The 21241-nt window shown below is 74.4% G+C and carries 17 protein-coding genes; 10 read left to right on the top strand and 7 right to left on the bottom strand.

Annotated features, from left to right (window positions below; translation table 11 throughout):
* The first annotated feature begins 18 nt into the window (after positions 1-18).
* The 7 genes from CHC11_RS26140 to CHC11_RS26105 all read left to right on the top strand — a co-directional run bounded on the left by CHC11_RS26140 (position 19) and on the right by CHC11_RS26105 (position 10481).
* Positions 19-771 (top strand): hypothetical protein, encoded by a 753-nt coding sequence (locus CHC11_RS26140; protein ID WP_143227324.1) that lies wholly within the window; start codon positions 19-21, stop codon positions 769-771.
* Positions 765-2030, top strand: coding sequence for a S8 family serine peptidase (locus CHC11_RS26135; protein WP_089314447.1), 1266 nt, complete (start codon positions 765-767; stop codon positions 2028-2030). The genes CHC11_RS26140 and CHC11_RS26135 overlap by 7 nt, the downstream gene beginning before the upstream one ends.
* Positions 2031-2034: 4 nt before the next feature.
* Complete coding sequence (locus tag CHC11_RS26130; protein WP_089314446.1) at positions 2035-2337, top strand: MGMT family protein; 303 nt, start codon at positions 2035-2037, stop codon at positions 2335-2337.
* A gap of 208 nt (positions 2338-2545) precedes the next feature.
* Positions 2546-5659 carry an ATP-dependent helicase gene (locus CHC11_RS26125; protein WP_179278999.1) on the top strand — a complete coding sequence of 1038 codons (3114 nt, stop codon included), beginning with the start codon at positions 2546-2548 and terminating at the stop codon, positions 5657-5659.
* A gap of 19 nt (positions 5660-5678) precedes the next feature.
* Positions 5679-9266, top strand: a complete 3588-nt coding sequence (locus CHC11_RS42895) for an ATP-dependent helicase (protein ID WP_245919777.1) — start codon at positions 5679-5681, stop codon at positions 9264-9266.
* Between the two features lie 72 nt (positions 9267-9338).
* Positions 9339-10118 carry a class I SAM-dependent methyltransferase gene (locus CHC11_RS26110; protein WP_089314444.1) on the top strand — a complete coding sequence of 260 codons (780 nt, stop codon included), beginning with the start codon at positions 9339-9341 and terminating at the stop codon, positions 10116-10118.
* A 54-nt stretch (positions 10119-10172) separates the two neighbouring features.
* The gene (locus CHC11_RS26105) at positions 10173-10481 is read left to right on the top strand and encodes a hypothetical protein (RefSeq protein WP_089314443.1); all 309 of its coding nucleotides are present in this window, start codon (positions 10173-10175) and stop codon (positions 10479-10481) included.
* A gap of 55 nt (positions 10482-10536) precedes the next feature.
* On the opposite strand, the gene CHC11_RS26100 is transcribed toward CHC11_RS26105, so the two are convergent.
* Positions 10537-12126 carry an AMP-binding protein gene (locus tag CHC11_RS26100; protein ID WP_245919775.1) on the bottom strand — a complete coding sequence of 530 codons (1590 nt, stop codon included), beginning with the start codon at positions 12124-12126 and terminating at the stop codon, positions 10537-10539.
* Between the two features lie 141 nt (positions 12127-12267).
* Positions 12268-13164: a LysR family transcriptional regulator gene (locus tag CHC11_RS26095; protein WP_089314441.1), complete on the bottom strand. Its 897-nt coding sequence runs from the start codon at positions 13162-13164 to the stop codon at positions 12268-12270.
* A gap of 71 nt (positions 13165-13235) precedes the next feature.
* On the opposite strand from CHC11_RS26095, the gene CHC11_RS26090 reads away from it, so the two are divergent.
* Together CHC11_RS26090 and CHC11_RS26085 are read left to right on the top strand one after the other, a co-directional pair.
* Positions 13236-14087 carry a PhzF family phenazine biosynthesis protein gene (locus tag CHC11_RS26090; RefSeq protein ID WP_089314440.1) on the top strand — a complete coding sequence of 284 codons (852 nt, stop codon included), beginning with the start codon at positions 13236-13238 and terminating at the stop codon, positions 14085-14087.
* A gap of 34 nt (positions 14088-14121) precedes the next feature.
* On the top strand, positions 14122-14760 hold the full coding sequence (locus CHC11_RS26085) for a hypothetical protein (RefSeq protein WP_089314439.1): 639 nt from the start codon (positions 14122-14124) through the stop codon (positions 14758-14760).
* A gap of 14 nt (positions 14761-14774) precedes the next feature.
* On the opposite strand, the gene CHC11_RS26080 is transcribed toward CHC11_RS26085, so the two are convergent.
* From CHC11_RS26080 to CHC11_RS26065, 4 genes are all read right to left on the bottom strand, one after another.
* The gene (locus CHC11_RS26080) at positions 14775-15857 is read right to left on the bottom strand and encodes an alanine racemase (RefSeq protein ID WP_179278998.1); all 1083 of its coding nucleotides are present in this window, start codon (positions 15855-15857) and stop codon (positions 14775-14777) included.
* On the bottom strand, positions 15854-17464 hold the full coding sequence (locus CHC11_RS26075; protein WP_089314437.1) for an IucA/IucC family protein: 1611 nt from the start codon (positions 17462-17464) through the stop codon (positions 15854-15856). Before CHC11_RS26075 ends, CHC11_RS26080 begins: the two co-directional genes overlap by 4 nt.
* Complete coding sequence (locus tag CHC11_RS26070; protein ID WP_245919773.1) at positions 17455-18870, bottom strand: IucA/IucC family protein; 1416 nt, start codon at positions 18868-18870, stop codon at positions 17455-17457. The genes CHC11_RS26075 and CHC11_RS26070 overlap by 10 nt, the downstream gene beginning before the upstream one ends.
* A gap of 164 nt (positions 18871-19034) precedes the next feature.
* A complete protein-coding gene (locus CHC11_RS26065) occupies positions 19035-20195 on the bottom strand; it encodes an ATP-grasp domain-containing protein (protein ID WP_089314435.1) in 1161 nt (386 codons plus the stop codon).
* A 137-nt stretch (positions 20196-20332) separates the two neighbouring features.
* Between CHC11_RS26065 and CHC11_RS26060 the strand changes: the two genes are divergently transcribed.
* On the top strand, positions 20333-20941 hold the full coding sequence (locus tag CHC11_RS26060) for an HD domain-containing protein (RefSeq protein WP_089314434.1): 609 nt from the start codon (positions 20333-20335) through the stop codon (positions 20939-20941).
* Here the strand turns inward: CHC11_RS26060 and CHC11_RS26055 are convergent.
* Positions 20938-21231 carry a DUF4031 domain-containing protein gene (locus CHC11_RS26055; RefSeq protein WP_089314536.1) on the bottom strand — a complete coding sequence of 98 codons (294 nt, stop codon included), beginning with the start codon at positions 21229-21231 and terminating at the stop codon, positions 20938-20940. The two genes, CHC11_RS26060 and CHC11_RS26055, sit on opposite strands and share 4 nt — an antisense overlap.
* Positions 21232-21241: the final 10 nt, after the last annotated feature.

Here is a 21241-nt window from a genome sequence, read left to right as displayed (position 1 = left end):
TTGGGCTACGCTCCGCTGGTGTCGCGCGCCGAGATCTCCGCCCCGGACGGCGACCCGGGACCGGGCGCCGGGCGGCGGGTCTCCCGCAGGACGGTCGCGCTGGTGGCCGCGCCGGTGTGCGCGACCGTCCTCGTCGTCGCAGGGGTGCGGCTGACCGCCGAGCTGACCCGCCCCCCCACCCCGGCCGAGCGCGCGGGGGCCGCGACGGCGGAGCTGTCCGGCCGCTACCGGACGTGGACCGCCGGGCGGATCTTCCCCGCGGGCCTCTCCTACCGGCTCGGCCAGGCGTCCGCCGAGACGGCCCGCCGGGTGGGGATCGGCCCCGACACCCGCTGCGAGACGGCCGTGGACGACGCGTTCGCCCGGACCCTGACGGCCCGCCGCTGCCGCGCCGCGCTGCGCGCCACCTACCTGGACCAGGCGCAGGGCCTCGCGGTCACGGTCGGCGTGGTCGTCTTCCCGGACGAGCGGGCCGCGCGGGAGGCCGTCGCCTGGTTCCCGTCCCGCAGGCCGGGTCCGGGACTGCGCGCGCTGCCCCTCGCGGGATCGGTGGCCGCCCGGTTCGGGGACGCGGCCCGGCAGGCGTCCACCGCCGCGCAGCGCGGCCCGTACGTGGTCGCGGCGACGGCCGGTTACGCCGACGGGCGTCCCGCGATGCGCGGCTCCCTGGCCGACGCGGCCGAGCTGGCCCCGCAGCTCGTCCAGGGCGTCCTGCGGCCGCTGGCCGCCCCGGCGGCGGTCCGCTGCGGCACCCGGGAGTGGCGGTGCTGAGGCGCGCCGCCGCCGGGGCCGCCGCGCTGGCGCTGGCCCTGGCCCCCGCCGCGCCGGCGGCCCGCGCCGCCGGACCCCGCGGCGCCGCCCTCGCCTCCGACCCGGTGCGGGACGCGGTCACGCCCGTCCTGGAGACGCTGAACGTGCCGCGCGCCTGGGAGACGTCCAAGGGCGGCGGCACGACCGTCGCCGTCCTCGACTCGGGCGTGGACGCCGGCCAGGCCGACCTCGCCGGCTCGGTCACCGCCGGGCCCGACTACACGCGCGGCGCGAACCCGCCCGGCGTCGCGCCGAAGCGGCTGCACGGCACCAACATGGCGTCGATCATCGCCGGGCACGGGCACGGCCCCGGCGGCGCCGAGGGGGTCGTCGGCGTCGCGCCCGGGGCGCGGCTGCTGTCCCTGCGGGTGATCCTGGAACGCGACGAGCCGGGTTTCGCGGAGTTCACCGGCGGCGGGCGCTACACCGGGACGATCGCCCAGGGCATCCGGTACGCCGTCGACCACGGCGCCGACGTGGTCAACCTGTCGCTCGGCCGCTCCTACCCCACGCCGCGCGAGCGCGACGCCGTCGCCTACGCGATCAGCAGGAACGTCGTGGTGGTCGCGGCCGCGGGCAACAGCGGAGCCGAGGACGATCCGCGCGGAGTGGGAGGCCGGTCCGCCCCGGCGCGCGGCGCCCGCCGGCCCGGCAGCGGCGGGTCCGCCAGGTACTTCTACCCCGCGTCGTTCCCCGGCGTCGTCTCCGTGGCCGCCGTGGACGCGCGGGGCCGGCACGCCGGGTTCTCCAACCGCAACTCCGGCGTCGTCGTGTCCGCGCCCGGCGTGCAGATCATCGGCGCGGGCCCGGACGGTCGGTACTGGATCGGGGACGGCACGAGCCCGGCGACCGCGTTCGTCTCCGGCGTCGCCGCGCTCATCCGCTCACGCCACCGCGGCCTCGCCCCCGCGCTGGTCACGCAGGCGATCGTGGCGAGCACCGGGAACCGTCCGGCGCGCGGCTACGACCGGGGCGTCGGGTTCGGGCGGGTCGACGCCGCCGCCGCGCTCGCCGCGTCCGACACCCTGGCGGGGGCGCGGACGGGCGGCGCGGGCCTGCCGGCCGGGAAGCGGTTCGCGACCGGTCCGGTCCGCCCCGTCCAGGTCGTGCACCGCTCGGGCGGGCTCGTCCTCACCTACCTGCTGATCTGCGCGCTGTCCCTGCTCGGCCTGGCGGGCGCCGCCGTCCTGGTGCGCGGCGAGCGCGATCCGGGAGAATGAGCGGATGTGGTCCGAACCTGACGAGTACGCCGAGGCGGTGCTGGACGCGGTGGAGCGCATCCCGCCGGGCCGCGTCCTGTCCTACGGCGACGTCGCCGAGCTGGTCGGGCGGGGCGGGCCGCGGCAGGTCGGGCGCGTGATGTCGCTGTACGGGGGCGCCGTCCCCTGGTGGCGGGTGATCCGCGCGGACGGGAACCCGCCGAGCGGCCACGAGATCCAGGCCCACGAGAACTACCGGGCCGAGGGGACGCCCCTGCGCCCGGACGGGCGCCGCGTCGACATGGCCCGCGCCAGATGGCTGTGTTGATTGCCTGCCTTCGGACGCGATCGCGGGCATGGAGGTTGTCGCGGGGGTCGGGGTGGGGCCGAGGTCGTCGCGTTCGTGGGTTTTCTCTCGTGCACCATGAGTGCGTTGTGGTCAGATCCGGCCTCTTGATCTGTTCCAATGAACTGTTGTGCCGTCAGCTTCCTACCGTCTCGTGCGCCGCGCGGGTCCCGCGCGGAGCGTCCCGCCTGTGCTCGACGAGCAGCAGCGGCGGGTGGTCGAGCACGCCGGCGGGCCGATGCTGGTGCTGGCGGGGCCGGGCACCGGGAAGACGACGACGATCGTGGAGGCGGTCGTCGACCGTATCGAGAACCGCGGCGCCGACCCCGAGCGGGTGCTCGTCCTGACGTTCAGCCGCAAGGCGGCGGGGGAGCTGCGGGAGCGCATCACCGGCCGCCTTCAGCGGACCACGCGCACGCCCCTCGCGCTCACCTTCCACAGCTACGCGTACGCGCTGATCCGGCGGGACGCCGTGCTGAACGAGGAACCGGCCCCCCGGCTGCTGTCCGGGCCGGAGCAGCTGCTGGAGGTGCGGCGGCTGCTGGAGGGAGAGCTCGCGGACGGCGCCCGCGACTGGCCGGAGCGGCTGAGGGCCGCCCTGGCGACACGGGGGTTCGCCGAGGAGCTGCGCGACTTCGCCCTGCGCGCCGTCGAGCGGCAGTACGCCGCGGAGGACCTCGCCGCTCTCGGACGCGTGAGGGGCCGCGACGACTGGGCCGCCATCGGCGGGTTCATGGAGCGGTACGTGGACCGTTTCCTGCTCGATCCCGTCCCCACCTACGACTACGGCGAGCTGATCCACCTGGCCGCGGGCATGCTCGCGGACGAGGAGGTGCGGATCCGGGAGCGCGACGCCTACGACGCCGTGTTCGTGGACGAGTACCAGGACACCGACCCCGCGCAGGAGGCCCTCCTGCACCACCTCGCCGGCGAGGGGCGCGACCTGGTCGTGGTCGGCGACCCGGACCAGTCGATCTACGGGTTCCGGGGCGCCGACGTGCGCGGCATCCAGGAGTTCCCCGACCGCTTCCCCACCCTGGACGGCGACCCGGCGCCCGTGGTGGCGCTGCGGACGTGCCGCCGGATGGGACCCGAGATCCTCACCGCCTCGCGCCGCATCGCGCGGCGGCTGCCCGCCGGGTCGGCCGCCGCGGCCGAGCACCGCGCGCTGCGGCCGGTGGAGGAGCTGGACGAGGGTGAGGTGCGCGCGGTCATCGCCGACTCCGAGAGCCAGGAGTCCGCGCTGGTGGCCGACGAGCTGCGCCGCGCCCACCTGCTCGACGGCGTGCCGTGGTCGCGCATGGCGGTCCTGGTGCGCAGCGCGGTCCGCCAGGTCCCGGTGCTGCGGCGGGCGCTGGCCCAGGCCGGCGTGCCGGTGGTCGTCGCCGGTGACGAGGTGCCGCTGGTGGGGGAGCCCGCCGTCCGCCCGTTCCTGGTCCTGCTGCGGGCGGCGTTGAAGAAGGGCTTCCTGGACGAGGTCGTGGCCGAAGACCTCCTGACCGGGCCGCTCGGCGGCGCCGACGCGCTCGCGATGCGCCGCCTGAAGCGTGCTCTGCGCGACCTGGAGGAGCTGTCGGGCGGGCAGCGCCCGCTGGGCGAGCTCCTGGTCGCGGCGGTGAACGATCCCCGCGAGCTGGTGCTCGTCCACGAGAGGGTCCGCGCGCCGGCGGAGCGGATCGCGAACCTGATCGAGGTGGCGCGGCGCAGCGTGCACGACGGCGGCACCGCCGAGGACGTGCTGTGGGCCGTGTGGCAGGAGAGCGGCCAGGCCGACGCGCTGCTGGAGCAGAGCGTCAAGGGCGGGACGCGCGGCGCGGCGGCCGACCGCGACCTCGACGCCGTGGTGGCGCTGTTCGACCATGCCGCGCGGTTCGTGGACCGGCTTCCCCAGGCGGGGCCCGAGCTGTTCGTCGACAACATCGCGTCCCAGGAGATCGCCGGTGACACGCTGGCCGAGCAGGCGCCCGAGGGCGAGGCGGTCCGGATCCTCACCGCGCACCGCGCCAAGGGCCTGGAGTGGGACGTGGTCGTCGTCGCCGGCGTCCAGGAGGGCGTCTGGCCCGACGTCCGGCTGCGCGGGTCGCTGCTCGGCGTCGAGGAGCTGATCGAGCACGCGGCCGGGGCCGAGCCCGACGGGGAGGCCGCCGCCGGCGCCTCGATGGCCGCCAAGATGCTCGACGAGGAACGGCGCCTGTTCTACGTGGCGGTCACGCGCGCCCGCAGGCGGCTCGTGGTGACGGCCGTCGGCGGCGACGACACCGAGGAGAGGCCGTCCCGCTTCCTGAACGAGCTGCTCCCCGGCGCGATCGAGCAGTCCCAGCTGGACGAGAAGACCCGCTGGCTGTCGCTGTCGGCGCTGGTGGCCGACCTGCGCTCCGTCGTCGGCGACCCGTCCCGCCCGGAACCGCTGCGGCGCGCGGCGGCCGGGCACCTGGCCCGGCTGGCGCGGGCGGGCGTGCGCGGCGCGAGGCCGGGGAACTGGTACGCGATCACCGCCCTGTCCGACGGCGGCCCCGCGTTCGCCGAGGACGAGCCCATCACGATCTCGCCGTCCCAGGTCGAGGCGTTCACCACGTGCGGGCTGCGCTGGCTGCTCGCCTCGGCGGTCGGCGCCCAGGAGGGCGGGCCCAACGAGTACAGCACGATGGGCAAGGTCGTCCACGCCGTCGCCGAGATGGCGGGCGCGGACGACGGCGTCGACGAGGTGCACGTGGCGCAGCGGCTCGACGAGATCTGGAAGGACCTGGAGTTCCGCAGCTCGTGGTATTCGGAGAAGCAGCGCGAGCAGGCCGCGAAGATGGTCGACAGGTTCCTCGCCTGGCACCGCGACAACCCCAACGAGGTCGTCGCGCTGGAGGAGTCGTTCAAGGTCGACCTCGGCCGCGTCGTCATCAAGGGCCGCATCGACCGCGCCGAGCGCGACGAGCAGGGCCGGGCCGTCATCATCGACATCAAGACCTCCTCGACCGCCGTCCCGAAGGACGACCTGGCCCGGCACCCGCAGCTCGGCGTGTACCAGTACGCGGTGATGCTCGGCGCGTTCGAGCGGCACGGGCTGATCGAGCCGGGCGGCGCGAAGCTGATCCAGGTCGGCAAGGCCGCGTTCACGGCGAAGGCGCGCGAGCAGGAGCAGCCCCCGCCCGCCGAGGACGCCGACCCCGAGTGGCCGAAGCGGCTCGTCGAGATCGTCGCTACGGGGATGGCCGGCGACGTCTTCCAGGCCAGGGCGAACGACAAGTGTCGCACCTGTCCCGTACGCTCCTGCTGCCCCGTCCATGACGAGGGCGGGCAGGTGAGCGACTGACTGGCTCGGGGGGAGCGAGGTGATCACGCCGGGAGAGCTGGCCCGGCTGCTGGAGATCCCGGCGCCGACGGAGGAGCAGGCCCGGGTGGTCGAGGCGCCGATGGCGCCGATGGCGGTGATCGCCGGCGCCGGGTCGGGCAAGAGCGAGACGATGGCCGCGCGGGTGGTGTGGCTGGTCGCGAACGGCTTCGTCCGGCCGGAGCGCGTCCTCGGGCTCACCTTCACCCGCAAGGCCGCCGCCGAGCTCGGCGTGCGCGTGCGCAAGCGGCTCGACAGGCTCCGCGAGGTCCTGCCGGGCGACGAGCTCGATCGGCTGGGCGGGGAGGCCCTGTTCGACGGCGAGCCGATGGTGTCCACGTACCACTCGTACGCGGCGCGGCTCTTCGGCGACCACGCCTTGCGCGAGGCGCTCGAACCCACGATGCGGCTGATCTCGCCGGCCGTCGCCTGGCAGATCTGCTCGCGGGTGGTCGACGCCTACCACGGCCCCATGGACCGCATCGACTGGCAGCCCGACACCGTCACCAAGGCCGTCATGGAGCTGTCCGGCGACCTGTCGGAGCATCTGCGCACGGCCGAGGACGTCCGCAAGGTGGGCGCCTGGCTCGACGAGCGGCTCGCCGCGGTGAAGAAGCCGCTGAAGGCGCAGCGCGACATCCTCGCCAAGCACGCCGTCCGCGAGCAGCTCATGCCGCTCATCGGGGCGTACGGGCGCGCCAAGGCCGACCGCGAGGTCATCGACCACGGCGACCAGATGGCCCTCGCCGCCCGCATCGCCCACAAGCACCCCGAGGTCGGGATGATCGAGCGGTCGCGGTTCTCGGTCGTCCTGCTGGACGAGTACCAGGACACCAGCCAGGCGCAGCTCGTCCTGCTCAGGTCGCTGTTCGCGGGCGGGCATCCCGTGACGGCCGTCGGCGACCCCTGCCAGTCCATCTACGGGTGGCGCGGCGCGAGCGCCGGGAACCTGCTGCGGTTCGCCTACGACTTCCCCTCGCAGCCCGCGGCGGCCCCCGGGGGGCGCCCCGTGGCGGCGCCGGTCGTCCAGCTCAGCAGGTCGTTCCGCAACGGCGAGCAGATCCTGGAGGCGGCGGCCAGGGTGCAGGAGGAGCTGCGCGCCGAGACGAAGGCCGTGCCCCGCCTCATCCCGGGCGCCGGACGCGAGGGGCGCGGACGCGTCGAATGCGCCCTCTTCCCCACCGTCGAGGACGAGGCCGACCGCATCGCCGCGCGCATCGCCGGGCTCATGGCCGCCGACCCCGAGACCGCCCCGGACGGCGGCCCCCAGGCCGAACCGCTCCGCTACTCGGGCGTCGCCGTCCTCGCCCGGAAGCGGTCGCAGTTCCCGCTGATCAGGCGGGCGCTGGAGGCGCGCGGCATCCCGGTCGAGGTGGTCGGCCTCGGCGGGCTCCTCACCGTCCCCGAGGTACAGGACGTCGTCGCCACGCTGCGCGTCATGCACGACCCGACCGCCGGCGCGTCCCTCGCCCGGCTGCTCACCGGACCGCGCTGGCGCCTCGGCCCCCGCGACCTCGTCGCCCTCGGCCGCCGCGCCCGCGCCCTGGCCCAGGAGGCGGCCCGCGACATCACCCGCCCCGGCCCCGCCCCCTCCGCCGCACCCGGGGAGGGGCCCGGCCCCGCGCTCGGCGCTCCGCCCGGCGGGGGGCCCGACCCCGCGTCGGGCGCCGCCTCCGGCAGCGTGTCGGCCACCGCGCCCGGCCCGGCATCCGCCGTCGGGCCCGTTTCCGCGTCGGGCGCCACGTCCGGCGCCGAGTCCGGCGTCGCGACCCGCGAAGGGCCCGGCGCCGCGGCCGGCGCGGTTCCCGCCTCCGGCATCGCGCCTGGTGAAGGGGCTGGTGAGGGGGAGGACGGGGACGATCCGCTGCGGCAGCTCGTCAGTGAACTGAACCAGGAGACCGGCAGCCTCGTCGACGCGCTCGACGACCTCGGCCCGCCCGACGCGTTCTCGCCCGAGGGGTACGGTCGCCTGCGCCGCCTCCGCGACGAGCTGCGCGTCCTGCGCGGCCAGGTCGGGCTGCCGCTGCCCGACCTGGTCAACGAGGTCGAGCGCGCGCTCGGCCTCGACATCGAGGTCGCGGCGCGGTCCGGGCTCGACCCCGTCACCGCCCGCGCCGACCTCGACGCGTTCATCGACGCCGCCGCCACGTTCGCGGGCGACGCCGAAGACCCGACGCTCGGCGCGTTCCTCGCCTACCTCAAGGCCGCCGAGACCGAGGAGTTCGGGCTGGAGGCCGGTCGGGTGGGGGAGACCGACAGCGTCAAGCTCCTCACCGTGCACGCCTCCAAGGGCCTGGAGTGGCCGGTCGTCGTCGTCCCCGGCCTGGCGTACACGCCGCAGAAGAACGGCTCCCCCGCCAAGGGGTCGATCTTCCCTTCGCCGCCGCAGAACGCCACGCGCTGGACCGCGAACCCGCGCGTCCTGCCGTTCATGCTGCGCGGCGACCGCGCCGACCTGCCCGCGCTGACCGGGCTGGACAAGGACGACCTCTCCGTCTTCGACCAGGCGTGCTCCGAGCGCGACCTGCGCGAGGAGCGGCGGCTCGCCTACGTCGCGGTCACCCGCGCGTCCAGCCTGCTGATCACCACCGGCTACTGGTGGGGGTCCTCGGGGCGCCCGCTCGGCCCGTCGCCGTTCCTGGAGGAGGTGCGGGCCGTCTGCCTCGCCGGGGCCGGGTCCGTCGCCGTGTGGGCCGACCCGCCGGAGGAGGGCGCCGCCAACCCGCTGCTCGCCGACCCGGAGGAGGCGCACTGGCCCATCGCGCCGGGCGAGCGCGGCCGGTCCGACCTGTCGGCGCGGGCGCGCTACGAGGCGGTCGTGGAGGGGGCCCGCATGGTCGAGGACGAGATGGCCGGGCGCACCCGCCACTGGGCCGGGGACACCGGCCTGTCCGACGCCGACCGGGGACGCATGACGGCGTGGGCGCGCGACGTCGAGCTGCTGCTCGCCGAGCGCGACCGGGGACGCGGGGGCGACGGCCTGGTCGTCGAGCTGCCCGCGCACCTGTCGGTGTCGTCGCTGGTGTCGCTGGCGCGCGATCCGGCGGCGCTCGCGCGGCAGATCCGCCGTCCCATGCCGCGCCCGCCCGCCCCCTACGCGCGGCGCGGCACCGCGTTCCACACCTGGCTGGAGGGCCGCTGGGGGCAGCAGCGCCTCCTGGACCCGGACGAGCTGCCCGGCGCCGCCGACGAGGGCGCCGCCGACGACGCGCACCTGGCGGTCCTGCGCGAGCGCTTCGAGCGGTCGGAGTGGGCGGCGCGCGAGCCGCTCGACATCGAGGTGCCGTTCGAGACCATCATCGGCGACCGGCTGGTCCGGGGCCGGATGGACGCGGTCTTCCGGTCCCGGGACGGCGGGTACGAGGTCGTCGACTGGAAGACCGGCTCCCCGCCGCGCGGGGACGAGGCCCGGTTCGCCGCCGTGCAGCTCGCCGCGTACCGGCTGGCGTGGGCCGAACTCGCCGGGGTGGACGTCGCGCGGGTCAGCGCCGCGTTCCACTACGTCTCGGCCGAGGTCACCGTGCGTCCCGCCGACCTGCTCGACGCCGCCGGGCTCGCCGCGCTGCTGGACGGCGTGCCCGCCGCCTGAGGTTTCATCGCCGCCCCCTGTTCACCGTGCGTGGTTTCGGGGATGATCCGGGCAACCATCCGAGGAGGCGGCGTGTCGGTGACCCATGACGAGAAGGTGGTACGGGAGTTCTCCAAGCAGGCGGCCGGGTTCTCCGACCCGAGGCTGAACACGGCCTTCACCCGCCATCTGGACCGGCTCGTCCGGTTCATGGACCCCGAGCTCGACCTGGAGGACGTCGTTCTGGAGGTCGCCGCCGGGACCGGCATCGTGTCCCGCGCGATCGCCCGCCGCGTCCGGCACGTGACGGCGCTCGACCTCACGCCCGCGATGCTCGCCGAGGGCAAGCGCGACGCCGACCACGCCGGCCTCACCAACGTGACCTTCGCGCACGGCGACGCCACCGCCCTGCCCTACCTCGACCGGTCGTTCACCCTCGTCGTCACCCGCTTCTCGCTGCACCAGGTCGCCGACCCCGAGGCCGTCGTGAGGGAGATGGCCCGGGTCAGCCGCCCCGGCGCCGCGCTGATCATCGCCGACCTGGTCCGGCCCGAGGGCCTGGACGGCGACCCCGACCGCGTCGAGCGCCTCCGCGACCCCTCGCACGCGGAGGCCCTCACCGAGGCGCGGATCGCCGGGCTCGTCACGGCGGCGGGCGCGACGGTGAAGCGCGCCGACCGGTTCGACCGCAGCCGCCCGCTGGACCCGTGGCTGGAGTTCTCGCACACCCCCGCGGAGACCGCGGCGCAGATCAGGCGGGAGCTGGAGGACGAGCTGGCGGGCGGGCCCGCCACCGGCATGCGCCCGAGCATGGTGGACGGCGTCCTGCACTTCACGCACTCCTACCTCTTCCAGCAGGCCATCGTCGGATAACGTTCTCGAGCAGACGTTCGACGCGTGTGACGCGTGTGGTCTATGTTGTCGAACATGGGTTCTAGCACCGTGCGCTCCCTCGATCGCGAGCCGGCCGCGCTGGCGATGCGCATCGGCGTGGTCGCGGCCGAGGCCGCCCTCGCCACCTTCGCCCGCAACCTCGACCTGGACGACCTGGAGGACGGCGTCGACTTCCAGGGCGTGATCGGGCCCGCCGAGTGGCCGGTGTTCTCCCTGGTCATCGACACCCTCGCGGAGGCCGGGCCGGGCGACCGCCGGACGCTGGACGAGCGCCGCGCCGACGCCCTCAACGACCTGGCCCGCATCTGCATGGCCGCCAAGCGGCACGCCGGCGCCGCCTGACCCCCGGGACTGGGGCACGCCCGGGACCTCGCGGCCCTGGGCCCGGGCGTTTCCCTCATCGACCGCCGGAGGCCGGCCGCTTGACCTTGCCGGTGCTGGTGCGGGGCAGTTCCCGCACGAACCGGACGTCCCGCGGGACCTTGTACCGGGCCAGGTGCGCGCGCACGTACTCCTTGAGGTCGTCCTCGGTGACCGCCGCCCCCGCGCTCCTGACGACGTGCGCGGCGAGCCGCTGCCCGAACCTCTCGTCGTCCACCCCGGTCACCGACACCTCCGCGACGTCCGGGTGGCCGCCGAGCAGGTTCTCCACCTCGCCGGGGAACACGTTCTCCCCACCCGAGACGACCATGTCGTCGGCGCGGCCGTCGATGAACAGCCGCCCCGCCGGGTCGAAGTGCCCGAGGTCGCCGGTGCCGGTCAGTCCGTCCCGCACGCGCCTGCCGCCGCCCCCGGTGTACCCGGCGAACCGCAGGCCGCCGCCGGTGTGGACCTCCCCGGTCTCGCCCGCGGGCAGCTCCCGACCGTCCTGCCCGAGCACCTTGATCGTGAGCCGGAAGGACGGCCTGCCGACCGTGCCGGGCGCGGCCCGGAGGTCCTCGGGCGTGGCGATCGTGGCCCACCCGGTCTCGGTCGCGCCGTACACGTTGACGAGCACATCGCCGAAGGCGTCCATGAACGCCTCGGACAGGTGCGGATGCAGGGCCGCCCCGCCGCACACGACGGCCCGCAGCGCCGGCGTCGGCGGCGGGTCCGCCACGTCCAGGACGCGCTGGAGCATGACCGGCACCGCCACGAGCGCCTCCGCCCGGCAGTCCGCGATCGCCTCCAGGACCTGCCGGGGATCGAAGCGGCGGGACAGCACGAGCGGCATCCCCATGGCGAGCCCGACCGTCGTGTAGGCGAAGCCGAGCAGATGGAAGAGCGGGGGTCCGATGACCATCGGCGCACCCGACCGGACGGGAACGCGCATCAGGTGGCTCAGGGCCGCGGGCAGCAGCGACGAGGCGGACAGGTCGTGCCGCGCTCCCTTCGGCGTGCCGGTCGTCCCGGACGTCATCAGGACCACCCGGCTGACCCGGTCGGGCCTGACGGGTTCGGGGACGGTCTCCGCGATCAGCGCGTCGAGCGTCCCACCGCCGTCGGCCCACGCGACCACCCGCTTCCCGGCGTAGCCCGACTCCTCGACGGCCGGCCCGAACTCCTCGTCGTGGACGAGCAGCTCGATCTCCTCACGTTCGACGACCTGCCCCAGTTGCCTGCCGGAGAAATCGGTGTTCAGCAGCACGACGTCGTTGCCCAGCCGCGACGCCGCGAGGACCGTCTCGACGAACCCCCGGTGATTGCGGCACAGGACCCCGACCTTCCCGTCGCCCACACGGCCGCCGAGCGCCGTGGCCAGCGCCGCCGCCCGCCGTTCGAGCTCCGCGTAGGACAGCGCCCCGCGCTCGTCGATCAGGGCCGTCCGGTCGGGGAACCGCAGCGCGGCCATGGCGCCGAGCGTCGCGGGAACGGGTCCGAACCGCACGTACGGGAACAGCAGCCGCGCCGCCCGATCGGGCCGGATCGGCCGCACCACCCCGGCGTCCCGCACCGCCCGGACCGCCCTGACTCCCGCCTCCGCAGCACAACGCACCCGCTCAAGCACCGGCAAGCCACTCCTCCGCAGTCCCGGACTCCGCCTCCCGCCGTCCGGCATACCCGGCTTTTCGGTCGAGCAAAGGCGCCGCCAAGCGACGGGTAACGATCGGCGTAGGCGGCGCCGATGGTCAGTGTCCCCAGGGGAGATTCACGGCGGCGTGCGGGTGATCGAGTCGATCAGGGCGGTGCGGACGGCGCGGACGGCGGGGGAGCGCCAGCGGGAGGACGGCTCGGCGAGCCACAGGTGGTGCCGGGACAGGCCGGCGGGCGGGGTCAGTTCGGCGAGCGCGCCGGCGGCGAGTTCGTCGGCGACCGCGACCGTGGGCAGCAGCGCCACGCCGAGGCCCGCCGCCGCGCAGCGCTTCACCGTCTCGATGCCTCCGAAGCGGGGCGGGCTCGCCGTGGGGTCGGCGGCGGTGACCAGGGCGGCGACCTCGTCGCTGTAGGAGCAGCCCTCCTCCAGGAGGAGGACGCCGGTCGCGGCCAGCTCCGCCGGGGTCAGGGGACGGTCCCCGGGGAGGGGCGTGGACGCCGCCGCGACGAGTGACAGGGCCTGGGCGCCGAGGTCGACCAGGCCCACGCCGGACAGGTCCGGCGAGGGGGCGAGGACGAGGGCCACGTCGGCGCGGCGGTCGGCGAGCGCGGTGAGCGCGGTCCGCGTGTCGGCGGGGGACAGCGAGATGGTCACGTCGGGGAGCCGCGCCCGCAACCGGGGCAGGAGGGGCGCGAGCCAGTAGGCGCACACGGACTCCGGGGCCCTGAGCCGCACGGGGCCTGACGGCTCGGTGCCGGCGGCGGTGACCTCGGCGAGCATCCGCTCCTGGAGGTCGAGGACTCCCCGGGCGTGCTCGGCGAGCAGCGAACCGGCGCGGGTGGGGGAGACGCCGCCGGGGCGGCGGTCGAGCAGCGGCGTCCCGGCGAGGCGCTCCAGCGCCTGGACGTGCGCGGTGACCGTGGACTGCACGAAGCCGAGCTCCGCCGCGGCGGCGGTCATCGCGCCGGTGCGCAGGACCGCGAGGAAGGTGGTGAGCAGGCGCGTGTCCATCGAGTGATCCGATGCCCTCCATCAATATCCATCGTTGGACGCGATGGTAGCCGCTGGAGCAGACTGCCCGCATGAGCGACATCGCACAAGCACTCCGGTACACCGCCTTCGACGTGGACGGCGAGGGCGGCAACCCGGCCGGGGTCGTCCTGGACGCCCGGGGCATGGGGGCCGCGAGGATGCAGGAGATCGCGGCCGAGATCGGGTTCTCCGAGACGGCCTTCCTCGTGGACGAGGGAGGCGCGCCCGAGCGGTTCGCGATCCGCTACTTCAGCCCGCTGGCCGAGGTCGCCTTCTGCGGGCACGCCACGATCGCGACCGCCGTCGCGCTGGCCGAGCGGCGGGGGACGGGGAGCCTGCGGCTGAGCACTGCGGCCGGCGAGGTCGGGGTCGAGACCCGGGAGGCGGACGGCCGCGTCCTCGCCACCCTCACCAGCGTCCCGCCCTCCGTCCGGGCCGTCGAGGAGGCCGACCTCGCCGCGGCCCTGGGCGCGCTGCGCTGGGAGGCCGGGGAACTCGACCCGGAGCTGCCGCCGCGCATCGCCAACGCGGGGAACGACCACCTGGTCCTGGCGGCGTCGACGCGCGCCCGGCTCGCCGACCTCGACTACGACCGCGACGCCCTCGGCGAGCTCATGGCGCGCCGCGGCTGGACGACCGTCCACCTCGTCTGGCGGGAGAGCGGGACCGTCTTCCACGCGCGCGACCCGTTCCCGCCGGGCGGGGTCGTGGAGGACCCGGCGACCGGCGCCGCCGCGGCGGCCTTCGGCGGGTACCTGCGCTCGCTGGGCCTCGTCGACCCTCCGGCCCGGCTCACGGTCCACCAGGGGGAGGACATGGGCCGTCCCAGCCGGCTGCTCGTGGACGTCCCCGCGGGGGGCGCGGGCATCGGCGTGAGCGGGACCGCCGCGCCGATGGGCTGACGGGCGGCCAGGGGTCGTCCAGTAGCGTCGGGCCATGCCGAACCCGACCTCCGCCGTGACCGCAGACGATCTCGACCTCGCCGTTCAGCTGGCCGTCGCCGCCCTGCGGGAGACTCCCTCCGAGGCATGGGACGGGAAGGCCGGGTCGCTCGAATGGGACTGCTGGGAGACCGTCGAGCATCTCAGCGACGATCTGTTCGCCTACGCCGCCCAGCTCGCGCCGAGGACGCCGCCGACGGACGGCGAGGTGCCGTTCGTCTGGGAGAGCCGGCGGTCCGGGGGGCCGGCCAACGCGATCCACGCGGACAGGAGCGCCGGGCCCGCGGGGCTGCTGCAGGTCCTCGACGCGTGCGGCGGGATGCTGGCCGCCGTGGTCCGCTGCACGGCCCCGGACGTCCGGGCGCACCATGTCTTCGGCGCATCGGACGCCGAGGGGTTCGCCGCGATGGGGGTCGTCGAGACCCTCGTCCATATGCACGACCTGGCGGACGGGCTCGGGCTGCCGTGGGACCCGCCCGCCGACCTGTGCGCACGCGTGCTGGGACGCCTGTTCCCCGGTGCGCCGAAGGACACCGACCCCTGGCCGACCCTGCTGTGGGCCACCGGTCGCGGAGACCTTCCCGGCCAGCCGCGCGTCACGTCATGGCGCTGGTACGGGAGCCCCCGCGACTGACCGTCGGCGCCCGGTCACCGCCGATAGTGGAAGGCCGGTTTCGGGTGCATCAGGAAGTCGTGGTGGGAGATGTTCCAGGCGTAGGCCCCGGCCATGGTGAAGGCGACGACGTCGCCCGGCGCCAGTGGCGGGACGAGGACGTCCCGCGCGAAGACGTCCTTCGGCGTGCAGAGCTGACCCACCAGGGTGGCCCGACGCTCCGAGCCGTTCGCGGTGAGAACTTCGAAAGGCTGGTCGTGGCCCTTCGTCACGGGGGTTCTCAGGTGGTGGGTGCCGCCTCTGAGAATGGCGTAGGTCTCTCCGCGCGTGGTCTTCACGTCCAGGACGTCGGTGACGTACCAGCCGTGGTAGGCGGTCATCGCCCGTCCCGGTTCTATGCGGACTTTCGCTGGAATGCGGCTCAGGCCCGTCCCGTAGGTCTGCCAGTCGAAGCGGGATTCTGGGGCCGTGTAGTCCACCGCCATGCCGCCGCCCACGTTCAACTCAGGGTCGTCGACTCCTTGTGAGTGGAGCCAGGGGATCGCCCATTCTGCTATCTGGTGGGCCAGGTCGAGCATGACCGGCGCGTCCAGGCCGGAGGCCAGGTGGGCGTGGACGCCTCGAAGGGTGAGGTTCGGATACTCGGCCAGAAGGCGGGCGCAATGGCCGAGGGTGTCCTCGTCCATGCCGAAAGGGCCGCTCATGGTGAGGGCGGCGTTCGGCACGTGCACGGGCAGATTCGCGCGGAGCAGGACGTCGGCGGGCCCCAGGGCGGCCAGGCGGGCCAGTTCGTTCGGGCTTTCCACATGGATCCGGTCGGCCTTGAGCGTGCGGGACAAGGCCAGTTCGTCAGCCGTTTTCCCGGGTCCGCCGAAAGCCACGGGCTTGCCGGGGAGGGTCTTCCGGACGTGGGCGAGTTCGCCGCCGGACGACACCTCCACGCCGTCGACGTAGGGCGCGAGAGCCCGGAGGATCTCGGCGTCCGGATTGGCTTTGGCGGCGTAGAGGACCTCCGTGTCCGGCAGCGCTGCGCGTATGCCGCGGACGTGGGATTCGAGACCGGGCAGGTCGTAGACGTAGGCCGGGTACCGGTCGAGGTTCAGCGCGAACTCGTTCACAGCGGTCTGGGTGCGGCGAGCGGGTTGGGGACGGGGACGTAGGCCGCGCCGCGGTCGGCCGTCCGTGACCAGCGGGTGCGGAGATTCGCCTTGGCGGGCAGCGGCACACCGGCCAGAAGAGCCCTTACCTGCGGGTGGCGGTCATAGGCGGCGAAGTGCTTGCGCGCCGCGTGCCAGAGGGTCTCGTCCAAGGACGGGTGGAGGTCGGCCACGGCGGCGGCTATCTCGGTGAGGTGGTTGACGAGGAGGCAGTAGACGACACGGTTCCAGCCCTTGTCGGGCGCATAGGTGAGGCCCTCGGCCACGCGGCTGGGGAGGTGCGACAGGTCCCAGTGCCCGGCGGTCAGTTTGGTGCCTTCCATGTCGCGGAACACGGCATGGACGGGCATGCCGTCAGGGTCGACGCAGACGAGGACGTTCTGCAGATGAGGCTCCAGGACGACGCCGTGGTCCAGATAGGAGCCCAGCACGGGCGGTGCCACATGGGCTACGTATGCGTCCCACCAGGCTTGGGCGCCGTCCGGGGACGAGAGGGCGGGCAGGTCGGACAGGAGCGCGTTGTAGGGGTCGGCCAGAGCGCCCGCAAGGAGAGGTGTGCCGGGAAGCGACCTGATGCCCTGCCGCAGGATCACTCCAAGGCCCTCATACAGGCGTCGGTCAGGAAGGGCGACGCTACGGTAGGCGGGTTCTCTGAGGAACGTGGCGTTCAGCTTCTCCAGGATGGGCGGCAGCAACTCGTCGAGCGTCATCGCCCCGGTCAGTTCGTACCAGGCGTTCTTGCGGACGCAGTTGGTGATGCGGACATCCAGGCTGAACTTGCAGAACACATCGGCGCCCGGCAGGTACGCGGTCCGGACGGACGACGTGGGCACCGCCTCCATGTCGGACGGACCGAGATTGACCAGAGCGCCGGTAGCCAGGGCCCTCTGCAAGACGGGGTTGTCCGCCAGCAAGGAGAACTGCCAAGGGTGGACGGGAAGCAACCGACGTCCAGGCGGCACCGGAGGGCCGTGCGCCTCCAAGGTCGTGAACGCCTCCGCGGCCCCTTCCTCAGCGACGAGCCCTTCGGGCACGGCCAGCCACAACGGGCGGAACCGAGCCCTCGTCTCAGGCGCGTACGGAAGCCACTCGTCCGGCGGAACCTGGCGGGCCTTGGGTGACGGGTGGAAACGGTGCCCCGCGACAAGAGACTGCTCTGAGTCGATGTAGTCGATGGGGCAGTCCGCAGCGGATTCACCCCTGGCGGCGAGGATCGCGGTGAGCGCGGCATGGCTGTCGCCCACCTGGACGAGGAATTCCGCGTTCGCGGAGCCGGTCGCCAACTCCAGTTCACCCGCGACCAGGTTCGCCAGCCTGTCCCACGGAGCCGGTATCCACTCGTCCTCGCGGCGCTCCTCGTAGGGCGGCGCCAGGCGGCAGGTCGCCCCGACTGGAGGACGGACCAGTCCCGCGCGCAGCTCGACCCCCGCGCGGGGCAGCCGGAACACGAGGCGGGCCCCGTCCGGCCAGACCTGCTGCTCGGGCCCGCACACCTCTCGGATCAGGCAGTTGAGCAGCGCGGTCGCGGTGGCGTCGTCGGCCGTGACGGCCGGTTCTGTCAGCAGCACGTCGTGTCCAGTAGGTAGTTGGGCCCCGGCGGGCCGTAGTGCTTGTTGATGTCGGCCGCGCCGGTCCTCGCCTTGTCGACGAGGGTCCCGGCGGTGACCATGGCCTTGCCCGGCAGGGTGCCGGCGTCGAGCGTGCGGGCGCGCAGGAACGCGTCGTCCGGCCCGAGCGCCCCGTCGAGCCGTTCGCGGATCATCCGGCGCCCGGTCCGCCAGGGGAGCAGGCCCCGCTCGGCCAGGCCCAGGGCGGGCGCCGCGGCGCAGAGATGCAGGGTGATGGTGACGAAGACGCGGGCGAGGGTTTCGGGATCGGACGTCGTCATCCGGTGGTCGACGAGATCGCGGGGGTCCGTGCCAGGGGACGGCGGGACGCGCTCCCGGAGGCGGGACGGGTCGATCAGCGCACCGTCGTTGTCCTTGATGAGGAGGCGGAGCGGAGACTCGTCCAAGACGAGCGCCACGTTCTGCTGGTGCGCCTCAAGCGCGATCCCGTACCGGAACAGCGTGACGTTCCAGGAGAGCAGCGCCGACAGGTAGGCGCCGAAGAGCGCTTCGACGTCCCAGCGCTCGATGACGTGGCCGTGGTCCGGCGCCTCGGCGAGTAGGGCCGCCACAGGGACGATGTGCGCGCGCGCAGTCTCAGCCGGGAAGCGCCGCACGAGATAGCCGAGAAGCGGGTTGTCGGCGTGGCCGTAGGTCTGTTCGTCGGCGAGAAGGACGGGAAGCGAAGGCTCCTGCGAAAGGACCCGGCGCAGGATCCGTTCGACGAGCGCGCCGTCCGGAAGGGTGCCGGGCACGATGGTGCGCCGGTTGCGGAGGCCGAGGGTGCTCGTCGGCAGCGGCACCTTCACATGGTCGAGCGGCGCCGCCGCGACCGTCCGCATCGACAGAGTGGGCGTGACCTGCAAGTACGGATCGGAGGCGAGCGAGACGCCGGGCTGGGAGCCGACCTGCCGAGCCGCCAGCGGGTGGACGGGGAACAGCGCCCCGGCCGCGCCGTCCGGGCGCAGGCCCACGTCGGACGCCGCGGGCCACCATCCGGGGAGCGTTCCGGCCCGCGTCGCGTTCCGCACGGCCGCCCAGCGCAGCGGGAACGACGGCGCGAACTCGGGCGCGTAGCGGCTCAGCTCGGCCGGGGACAGCCCGGAGCGGCTCCGGCCGGTCGGGTGCACGGGGTGGTCGTTGTAGGCCGCCAGCGTCTCGTAGAACGTGCCGGGGCCCGTCCGCAGCTCGGCCGGGAGGCGTCCCAGCCGGCGGTGGACGGCCGGACGCGCGTCGCCGTGCAGTCGGACGGTCGCCAGTGTCTCAAGGCACTCGCGCTCGAAGGACGCCGTGTCGTCACGCGGGTCGGCCACCAGACGGACGGCATGGAAGACGTCGGTCAGCCTCAGGCCCTGCCCAGGATCCACGACGAGCTCTGAAAGAAAGGCGGGGCGGGCTTCCACAAGGCGCACGGAACGGCCCGGAAGCTCCAAGGTGCTGCCCCGGACGCGGCGTCTCAGGCCCGCGTAGTCCTCCCTCAGCAACGCGTCCAGGACACGGGCCGCGAGTGGGCCTTCGACGTCGTCGCTTGTCACGCGATCGTCCAGTCGTGGGTCGCGCGGAACCGCGCCAGGGCGGCGTTCACTTCCTCCGGGCCAGGGCCGATGGCGCGCACGGTACCCAGGTAGTCGCGGTTGGTCCGGGTGAGGGAGACCGTGTCGCCCACCGCGCGCTGGGGACGGTACGCCAGCCGCACCGGGCCGTCCTCCATCTGCAAGGGGCCGGGAGCCGCGGTGAGCGTGCCGCAGCGATCGGCTATGACCGGCTCGGCGACGGCATGGCGAGGAGGGGGGACCCGCCGTCCCGGCAGGGCCGCCCCGAGATGGACCCGCAGGATCTGCTCGAACAGGGGCACGCCCAGCAGGTCGGCCAGCAGGAAGTCGCAGTGGTCGCCGATCAGCCGGTAGTTGACCTCGATGACGCGGGCGCGCCCCTCATGGACGACGAACTCGGTGTGGCACGCCCCGAAGCCGACGCCCAGCGCCTCCAACTGCCGCAGGACCTGCGCCGCCTCCGGGGGAGGGGGCGACCACTCAAGGCGCTCCTCCACGAAGAACGGCGGCGGCGAGAGCGTCGTGCGGAACGAGCCCAGCACCCGCAGTCGCCGCCCGTCGCCCAGCGTCTCCAGCGTGTGGAGACGGCCCGGCAGGTACTCCTCGGCGACGAGCGGATCGCTGCGGCGGCCCCGGATCTCCTCCACCCGGGCGGCCAGTTCCACGCCGTCGTGGACGAGGAACACGTCCTCGCTCGCCACCCCTTCGCGCGGCTTGACGACGAGCGGATACGGCGCGCCCGCCGGGACCCGCCCCGCGTCCGCCGAGAAGACCGGGTCGAGGGCCGCCAGGTGCCGCCGCATGAGCGCCTTGTTCTTCGCGCGGGTCGCCGCCCGCCAGTCCTTGGCGGGGAGGCCGAAGTACGCGGCGGCCAAGGCGGCGGGCGCCTGCAGGAAGTCGCTGTTGGAGAAGACGGCCGCCGGCTCGCCCCCGCCGCGCGCGGCGGTGTCCTCGACGCGCGCGATGATGTCGCGGAAGTCGGAGACGTCGCACTCGACCACCGGCACGCCGGCGTCGTGGGCGGATGGGCGGTCGGTGAGAAGCGTGACGTCGAGGCCCAGGCGCGCGGCGGCGGGCAGGAATCCGTGCGTCACCGAGTCGGTCGCCTTGCCGGCGACCAGGTAGAGAGAGGCGGCCACGACCGGCCCTTCCAGTGAGTGAGGTAAGCCTTGCCTAACTCGGAGTGATCAACCATAGTGGCCGGGGCGCCCTCCGCACGCAAGAACGATGGCACCGCGTGTCCCGGCCCGTCCCGCGATCCGCCAGGATGGACGCCATGGATCTTGTCGACCGGTGGGTGGCGCTGGCGGGACCCCACACCCGCCACATCGGGACCGAGCTCGACCAGCGCTACGGGGAGCCGCACCGCCGCTACCACACCCGCGCGCACCTCGCCGCGGTGCTCGACCTCGTGGACGAGCTGGCCGGGCACGCCGACCACCCCGACGCCGTCCGGATCGCCGCCTGGTTCCACGACGCCGTCTACGACCCCGAGCGCGCCGACAACGAGGAGCGCAGCGCCCGCCTGGCCGCGCGCATGCTCGCCGACACCGACCTCTCGGACGCGGTCGTCGCCCGGGTCGTCCGGCTCGTCGAGCTGACCGCCACGCACGCGCCGGAGGAGGACGACCGCGACGGGCAGGTCCTCTGCGACGCCGACCTCGCCGTCCTCGGCGCGGAGCCCGAGCGGTACGCCGCCTACGCGGCCGCCGTCCGCGAGGAGTACGCGTTCGTCCCCGACGAGTTCTTCCGCGCCGGACGGGCCGAGGTCCTCAACGGCCTCCTGGCCCTGCCCCGGCTCTTCCACACGCCCGCCGCACGCGAACGCTTCGAGGAACGCGCCCGCGGCAACGTGCGGACGGAACTCCTGCTCCTCAACGCCTAGACGCTCAGCCGGCCGTCCGGAGCCGGCCGGGGCCGGTACGCCTTGCGGCGGCGCAGGCCCGCCCCGGTCAGCCGCAGGAGCAGCTCCTGGCAGCCCACCGCCTCGGCGCCCTGGAGCAGCGCCGCCTCATAGAGCTCCGAAGGGACGTCGTAGTGGTCGCGCTCGAACGCCCGCGGCGGCATCCCCAGTCGCGCGGCGAAGACGTGCAGTTCGTCGTAGGACACGTCACTGACCATGTGCGACCACACGCGGCCCCGCGCGGGCCACAGCGGCGGGTCGATGAGGATCAAGGCCACTCCC

The organism is Actinomadura mexicana (genome assembly GCF_900188105.1).
GTDB lineage: Bacteria > Actinomycetota > Actinomycetes > Streptosporangiales > Streptosporangiaceae > Spirillospora > Spirillospora mexicana.
Note: the sequence above shows the minus strand (reverse complement) of the source record. Positions and strands in the feature narration are given on the sequence as shown.